The 3,423-nt window shown below is 29.4% G+C and carries 2 protein-coding genes and 2 pseudogenes; all 4 read left to right on the top strand.

Features of this window, described 5'->3' with window-relative positions:
- Positions 1 to 282: 282 nt before the first annotated feature.
- Positions 283 to 792: pseudogene (locus ACEE93_RS10835) on the top strand (restriction endonuclease subunit S); the annotation flags it as partial.
- Positions 766 to 957 (top strand): annotated as a pseudogene (locus tag ACEE93_RS10840) (restriction endonuclease subunit S); the annotation flags it as partial. The pseudogenes ACEE93_RS10835 and ACEE93_RS10840, both read left to right, overlap by 27 nt.
- The gene (locus ACEE93_RS10845) at positions 946 to 1,491 is read left to right on the top strand and encodes a restriction endonuclease subunit S (protein WP_449156583.1); all 546 of its coding nucleotides are present in this window, start codon (positions 946 to 948) and stop codon (positions 1,489 to 1,491) included. The pseudogene ACEE93_RS10840 and the gene ACEE93_RS10845, both read left to right, overlap by 12 nt.
- Before the next feature lie 301 nt (positions 1,492 to 1,792).
- A complete protein-coding gene (locus tag ACEE93_RS10850; RefSeq protein WP_449156582.1) occupies positions 1,793 to 2,713 on the top strand; it encodes a protein rep in 921 nt (306 codons plus the stop codon).
- Positions 2,714 to 3,423: the final 710 nt, after the last annotated feature.

Genomic DNA, 3,423 nt, shown 5'->3' on the forward strand with positions numbered 1-3,423 from the left:
GTCCCCTTATGCTCTTAGCAGAGAATCTGAAAAGAATTTAAAAACATCAAAATACGTAGTGAGCAATGTATAAAAGATAGAACACGCATTTATGCCGAGAAAATTTATTGTGCGTTGAGAAGAACCCTTAACTAAACTTGTAGACGAATGTCGGCATAGCGTGAGCTATTAAGCCGACCATTCGACAAGTTTTGGGATTGTTAAGGGTTCGGAGGCTCAACGTCAATAAAGCAATTGGAATAAAGCAATAAAGATAAAAAGTTATATAAAGAAGGTGCATATATGAAACCAGAATTAAGATTCCCAGAGTTTGATGGGGAGTGGGAAGAGAAGCAATTAAATAACATTGTGGATTCTTTAAAAGGAAATAGTAATGATAATGAAGAACTACCAGTTTTAACAATTTCAGCAAAAAAAGGGTGGCTGAATCAAAAAGAAAGGTTTTCTCAAGTAATAGCAGGAAACAGTTTAAGTAAATACAATGAATTAAAAAAAGGTGATCTGTCTTATAATAAAGGAAATTCAAAAGTAGCACTATATGGTATTGTATATAAATTGAATTACGATAGAGCTCTTGTACCAAATGTGTATAAGAGTTTTAGACCAAAATCAAATTATGAATCTGACTTTATAGAAAAGTATTTTCATACTAAGATTTTAGATAAGCAACTAAGAAAAGTTATTACTTCAACTGCTAGGATGGATGGTTTATTAAATATAAGTGATAATGATTTTTATAGTATGCTGATAAATATACCTACAAAAAAAGAACAACAAAAAATCGGTGAATTTTTCAGCAAACTTGACCGACAAATTGAATTAGAGGAACAAAAGTTAGCGAAATTAGAAGAACAGAAAAAGGGATATATGCAAAAGGTTTTTTCACAAGAGTTGAGATTTAAAGATGAAAATGGAAACAATTATCCGGAATGGGAAGAGAAGGAATTGGGAGATGTTGCTACAATTGTAGGCGGTGGAACTCCCAACACTAAAATTGCAGAATATTGGAATGGAGATATTAATTGGTTTTCACCTGTTGAAATTGGAAATGATATATTCGTAAATGAAAGTAAAAGTAAAATTACCGAATTAGGACTGAAAAAAAGTTCAGCAAAATTATTACCTACTGGAACAGTACTATTTACTTCTCGTGCTGGTATTGGTAAAACAGCTATTTTAAATTCAGAAGCTTGTACCAATCAAGGTTTTCAATCAATTGTTCCTAATCAAAGTATGCTTGATTCATATTATATATATTCTAGAACAAATCAATTAAAAAAATACGCTGAAATAGTAGGTTCAGGATCCACATTTATTGAAGTTTCAGGCGTACAAATGAGAAAAATGCCTATTATGTTACCCTCTATTACTGAACAAGAAAAAATAGGAGTATTCTTTAAAAAAATTGATGATTCATTAAAAAAGCAATCAGATAAAATTGGGTTATTAAAAGAACGCAAGAAAGGCTTTTTACAAAAAATGTTTGTATAGTTCTGATAACGGCCTATTATGTAAAGAAAACAAGCCGAGATCTCGGCTTGTTTTCTGGTTTTTAGAAACGAGTGAAAACGAGTTTCTTCTTGTCTTGATAATAAGGGTAACTATTGCCGGCGAGGCTAGTTACCCTTAAGTTATTGATATGACTGGTTTTAAGCACAAAAAAAGTTGCTTTTCCATACCTATTAATGTATCGTTTTAAATGACTAGTAAAAAACATACATAGAAAGGGGAAAAAGCAACTTTTTTTATTGTCATAGTTTGTGAAAACTAAGTTGTTTTTATGTGTTATAACATGGAAAAGTATACTGAGAAAAAACAAAGAAATCAAGTATTTCAGAAATTTATTAAACGTCATATTGGAGAGAATCAAATGGACTTAGTTCAAGATTGCAATACATTTCTGTCTTTTGTAGCTGATAAAACTTTAGAAAAACAGAAATTATATAAAGCTAATTCTTGTAAAAATCGATTTTGTCCTGTCTGTGCTTGGAGAAAAGCTAGAAAAGATGCGCTGGGTTTATCTTTGATGATGCAATATATTAAGCAGCAAGAGAAAAAGGAGTTTATCTTTTTAACTTTGACTACACCTAATGTAATGAGTGATGAATTAGAAAATGAAATAAAACGTTATAATAATTCTTTTAGAAAACTTATAAAGAGAAAAAAAGTAGGTAGTGTTATAAAGGGATATGTTCGTAAGTTAGAGATTACATATAATAAAAGAAGAGATGATTATAATCCTCATTTTCATGTGTTAATTGCAGTAAATAAATCGTATTTCACAGATAAAAGATATTATATTAGCCAACAAGAATGGTTAGATTTATGGCGTGATGTAACGGGCATTTCAGAAATCACACAAGTTCAAGTTCAAAAAATAAGACAAAATAACAATAAAGAGTTATATGAAATGGCTAAGTATTCTGGTAAAGATAGTGATTATTTAATAAATCAAAAAGTATTTGATGCATTCTATAAATCACTTAAAGGTAAACAGGTATTAGTTTATTCAGGATTATTTAAAGAGGCTAAAAAGAAATTAAAAAATGGGGATTTAGATTATTTAAAAGAAATTGATCCAACCGAATATATCTATCAAATTTTTTATATTTGGAAACAAAAAGAGTATTTAGCTAGTGAACTTTATGATTTAACAGAACAAGAAAAAAGAGAAATTAATCACAAAATGATAGACGAAATTGAGGAAGAATAATAACAAAATATAAGTGCTAACAGCTGACCTCCCGATAACACGATGTAGTTATTGGGAGGTCAGCTGTTGAATTATGCACGAGTATTTTAAAAGTTATTGTGATGACGACGATAAACGATTATCAAAAGTATAATGTTAAAATGTTTTGTTATACTAACGTTATATAAACATTATGCTTTTGTTATACAAATTTTAACCCTGTTAGGAACTATAAAAAATCATGAAAATTTTAATTTGCATGTAGATGGGCAGTGTCTTAAAAAATCGATACTGGTTTTTAGAAAAAATCATTTTGTGAAATCAAAATATATTTATTTGACTCATATTTGCGTTTTAAGAGCGTATATAAACTTTTGGATATAAAACCTATATGATTCACCCCTATTTCTTTAAAATGACCCCTTAAAATTCAAAATAAAGCATGTATGAGAATGTATAAAGTCAAAAAATAAAGTTGATTATAGAATCTATAAGCTGTTTTTTAGAATCTATCAGAATCTATAATCTTATAAACGTTGATATAAGTGACTTGTAAAGAATCTGAATACAAGTTCTGACGATGCCAGGAAACTTTTATACAGGTTATACATTTTAAAAGTGGATCATGTGGCTTAGGTGTATGCTCTGTTTGGTTTTAACATGGCTTAAAAGAAATGTATAAAGCATAAGAAGACACCTCAGCTATGCTGAGTGACACGTAGTGGCATTGT

The sequence above is a fragment of the Staphylococcus sp. 11262D007BW genome (assembly GCF_053547815.1).